This window comes from Methylomagnum sp., assembly GCF_054333355.1.
In genome coordinates, this window is record NZ_JBTEKS010000448.1 from 1 (window position 1) to 3,378 (window position 3,378).

The 3,378-nt window shown below is 66.6% G+C and carries 4 protein-coding genes; all 4 read left to right on the plus strand.

Going from position 1 to position 3,378, the window contains the following annotated elements; all coding sequences use genetic code 11:
- Nucleotides 1-40 precede the first annotated feature (40 nt).
- Nucleotides 41-256: a zinc ribbon domain-containing protein gene (locus ACXWUF_RS20855; protein ID WP_458496479.1), complete on the plus strand. Its 216-nt coding sequence runs from the start codon at nt 41-43 to the stop codon at nt 254-256.
- A 21-nt stretch (nt 257-277) separates the two neighbouring features.
- Nucleotides 278-1,834, plus strand: coding sequence for an FAD-dependent oxidoreductase (locus ACXWUF_RS20860; RefSeq protein WP_458496480.1), 1,557 nt, complete (start codon nt 278-280; stop codon nt 1,832-1,834).
- Complete coding sequence (locus ACXWUF_RS20865) at nt 1,835-2,599, plus strand: SDR family NAD(P)-dependent oxidoreductase (RefSeq protein WP_458496481.1); 765 nt, start codon at nt 1,835-1,837, stop codon at nt 2,597-2,599.
- Nucleotides 2,596-3,378, plus strand: a 783-nt coding sequence (locus tag ACXWUF_RS20870; protein ID WP_458496482.1) for a CoA transferase subunit A, incomplete at its 3' end; no start/stop codon positions are given. The genes ACXWUF_RS20865 and ACXWUF_RS20870, both read left to right, overlap by 4 nt.

Sequence of the window (3,378 nt, forward strand, 5' to 3'; positions counted from 1 at the left end):
GATTATGAACACGCTTTAAATGCCCCATCGGAGAGCGGTCATGCCAGTCTATCAACTCTTCTGCCCCGACTGCGGCCACGGCTTCAGCGGGATGGTGTTCGCCGGTACCCGCGAGCCGGAGGTGTGGGTGTGTTCGCGGTGCGGTGGGGAGCGGGCGCGGCCCAGGGAGGATGTCCCGCCTGTGCCGCATCCGCTGGAGGCTGCCCATGGATCGGGCTGCCCCTGTTGCGGCGGGAGCGGCCCGGATGACCGTTAGAACACTGGGAGCCGTTGCGTGATGGATGTCAGCACAGAACACTGGTCCGCCGGGCACTGGGCGGAAGAGATTGAAGCCCATCTCCATGCGAATGGCGGCGGGCAGCCATTCGTCAACATCAAAACCGACGACGCCCGCGAGTTCGACGCCATCTTCCTCGGCGGCGGCGCGGCGGGACGGTTCGGCGCCGCTTACCTCCGGGCCATGGGTGGGCGGTCGCTGATCGTGGACCGCTGGCCCTTCTTGGGCGGCTCCTGTCCCCATCACGCCTGCGTGCCCCACCATGTGTTCTCCGACGTGGCCGCCCAATTGATGCTGGAGCGGGCCTTCTCGGGTCGGCTGTGGTTCCAGGATTTGCGGGGCAAACAGGTGTCCATCCGGGAGATTGTCGAGATGTTCCGGCAAGGCCGGACCGGTCCCCACGCCTTCATGAACTACCAGAGCAAGGAGCAACTCGACCTGGAATTCGTGCTGGGCGCCGAAGCCCGGATCCTGGACGCCCACCGCGTGGCCGTGGCCGGAACCACCTACCGGGCCAAGAACCTCGTCCTCGCCACCGGCGCCCGCCCGAAAGCCTTGTCCATCCCGGGCCATGATTTGAGGGGCGTGTTCGATTACGCCAGCTTGGTGGACCGCCTGGATGACGAGCCGGGTTCCACCGCCGTGGTCATCGGCGGCGGCAAGACCGCCATCGAGTACGGCTGCTTCTTCAACGCCACTGGGCGGCGCACGGTCATCGTCTCGCGGGACCAGCCCCTGCCCATGATTCCCGACGCTGAAACCCGCCTCTTCCTGATCGAACGCATGAAGGAACAGGGCATGGAATTCCTGCCCGGCTCGGAATTGGCCGCTCTGGAGGGCGACGACCGGGGCCGGGTCCGGGCCGCGCTTATCCGCAGCCCGCAAGGCGGGAGCCGGATCGACACCGATTTCGTGTTCCTGGCCCAGGGACTCCGCCCCAATTCCGAGGAAGCGCGGGAAGTTCTCGGCGTCGCGGCCGATTCAGACGGCTTCATCCAAGTGGACAGCCGCCTCCGCACCTCGGTCGCCAACGTCTATGCCGTGGGCGACGTGGTCGGCTCGCCCATGGAAATGTTCAAGGCCCGCAAGGGCGGCATGTATGCGGCCCGCAACATCATGGGCGAGGAAGCCCATTACCAACTCGGCGACTATCCCGACTTCCTCCACACCCATTACGAGGTGTGCTGGCTGGGATTGGGCGAGGAGGAGGCCCGCGCCCGCTTGCCGAACGTGGTGGTGTTGAAGCTCCCGCCCGACAACCCGGACGGCCACCGGGTGGCGCTCCCCGCCGGGGACCGGCTGATGCTGTACGCCATGATGAAGCCGGAACTCACCGGCTTCCAGAAGCTGGTCATCGACGGCGATTCCCGCCGCATCGTCGGCGCTTTCCATGTGGGCTATGGCGCCAAGGACGGCTTCCAATACCTGGCCCCCATGGTGCGGAAAGGTCTGACGGTCGATGAGCTGGGCGAAATGGACGAGTTGTTCCTGAATCCTTCCTACTTCATCCAGCTTTGCCGCCTGCGGGCGGGGAGCAAAATTTTGAGGGGCATGTAGATGGCGGGACGGCTGGCGGGCAAGCACGCCATTATCACCGGCGGCGGCGCGGGCATCGGCCTGGCGACGGCGCGGCTGTTCGGACGGGAAGGCGCCCGCGTCGCCCTCGTGGATTTGGACGGAATACGGGCCGAAGCCGCCGGGGCCGAATTGCGGCGGGAAGGCGTCGACGCCCTGGCCCGCACCGCCGACATCACTGACGAACAAGCCGTGGCGCGGGTCTTCGGGGACATCATCGAGCATTTCGGCGGGACGGTTCACGCGCTGGTCAACAACGCCGGCATCGCGGAGTTCGCCGACATCGAAGACACCACCCTGGACGCCTGGAACCGCATCTTCGCGGTCAACGTCACCGGCGCCTTCCTGTGCTGCCGGGCCGCGCTGCCAGCGCTGAAACGGGAGGGCGGTGCCATCGTCAACTTGGCCTCCATCGCTGGTCTTGTCGGCTTTCCCCGGATGCCCGCCTATTGCGCGTCCAAGGCGGCGCTCATCGGGCTGACCCGGCAACTGGCGGTGGATTACTCGGGACTGGGAATCCGGGTCAATTGCCTCTGCCCTGGCCGGATCGCTGGCACCGAACTGGACCGCTGGATCATGGACCAGGATTCCGAGGCCGTCACCCAGGCCAAGCTGGCGAAATACCCCGTGGGCCGCTTTGGGCGACCGGAGGAAATCGCGGAGGCCGCGCTGTTCCTGGCTTCCGGGGAATCCGGCTTCGTCACGGGCACGGCCCTGACCATCGACGGCGGGATGACGGCGCTATGAAAGCCGCCATTCATACCCAACCCGACAAGCGCTGCGGCGTCGCCGAATTGGCCGCCCATGTGAGCGAAGGCGATTGCGTCGCCATCGGCGGCGGCCTGTCCTCCCGCGAGCCGATGGCGGTGCTGCGGGAACTGATCCGGCAGGGCACCGGCGGCCTGAAGCTGGTGGGTTCGGCCCACGGCATCGACGTGGACCTGCTGTGCGGCGCGGGTCTGGTGGCGGTGAGCGGCGAATCCTATGTGGGCTTCGAGCAGGATTTCGGCATGGCGCCCAATTACCGCCGGGCCTGCGAGTCCGGCGCGGTGGAGGTGCGGGATAGCTGCTGCTACACCCTGGTTCAGCAACTCCGCGCCGCCATCGCCGGGCTGCCGTTCATGCCCATGCGCTCGGCGCGGGGCACGGATTTCATGAAGCTGCATCCCGAGTTCAAAACCATGACCTGCCCCTACACCGGCGAGGAACTGCTGCTGGTCCCGGCGCTGCGGCCCGATGTGGCGATTCTCCATGCCCAATACGGCGACGCCCACGGCAACCTGCTGATTGAGGGACCGCCCGTGGCCGACCTGTTGTTCGCCAAGGCCGCGAAGAAAGTCGTCGCCACGGTGGAGGAACTGGTGTCCACCGAACAACTGGCGGACATGGGCGCCACCGTGCCCTATTTCTACGTGACGGCGGTGGCAGAAGTTCCCTACGGCGCCCATCCCACCGCCTGCTATCCCTTCTACGCCTACGACCGTCGCCACACCGCCGAATACCACCGGCTGGCGGGCGAGGGAGCG

Excerpts from the sequence above, each read along its gene's own strand:
- ACXWUF_RS20855 (WP_458496479.1), top strand. The coding sequence starts at position 41 with ATGCCAGTCTATCAACTCTTCTGCCCCGACTGCGGCCACGGCTTCAGC.
- ACXWUF_RS20860 (WP_458496480.1), top strand. The coding sequence starts at position 278 with ATGGATGTCAGCACAGAACACTGGTCCGCCGGGCACTGGGCGGAAGAG.
- ACXWUF_RS20865 (WP_458496481.1), top strand. The coding sequence starts at position 1,835 with ATGGCGGGACGGCTGGCGGGCAAGCACGCCATTATCACCGGCGGCGGC.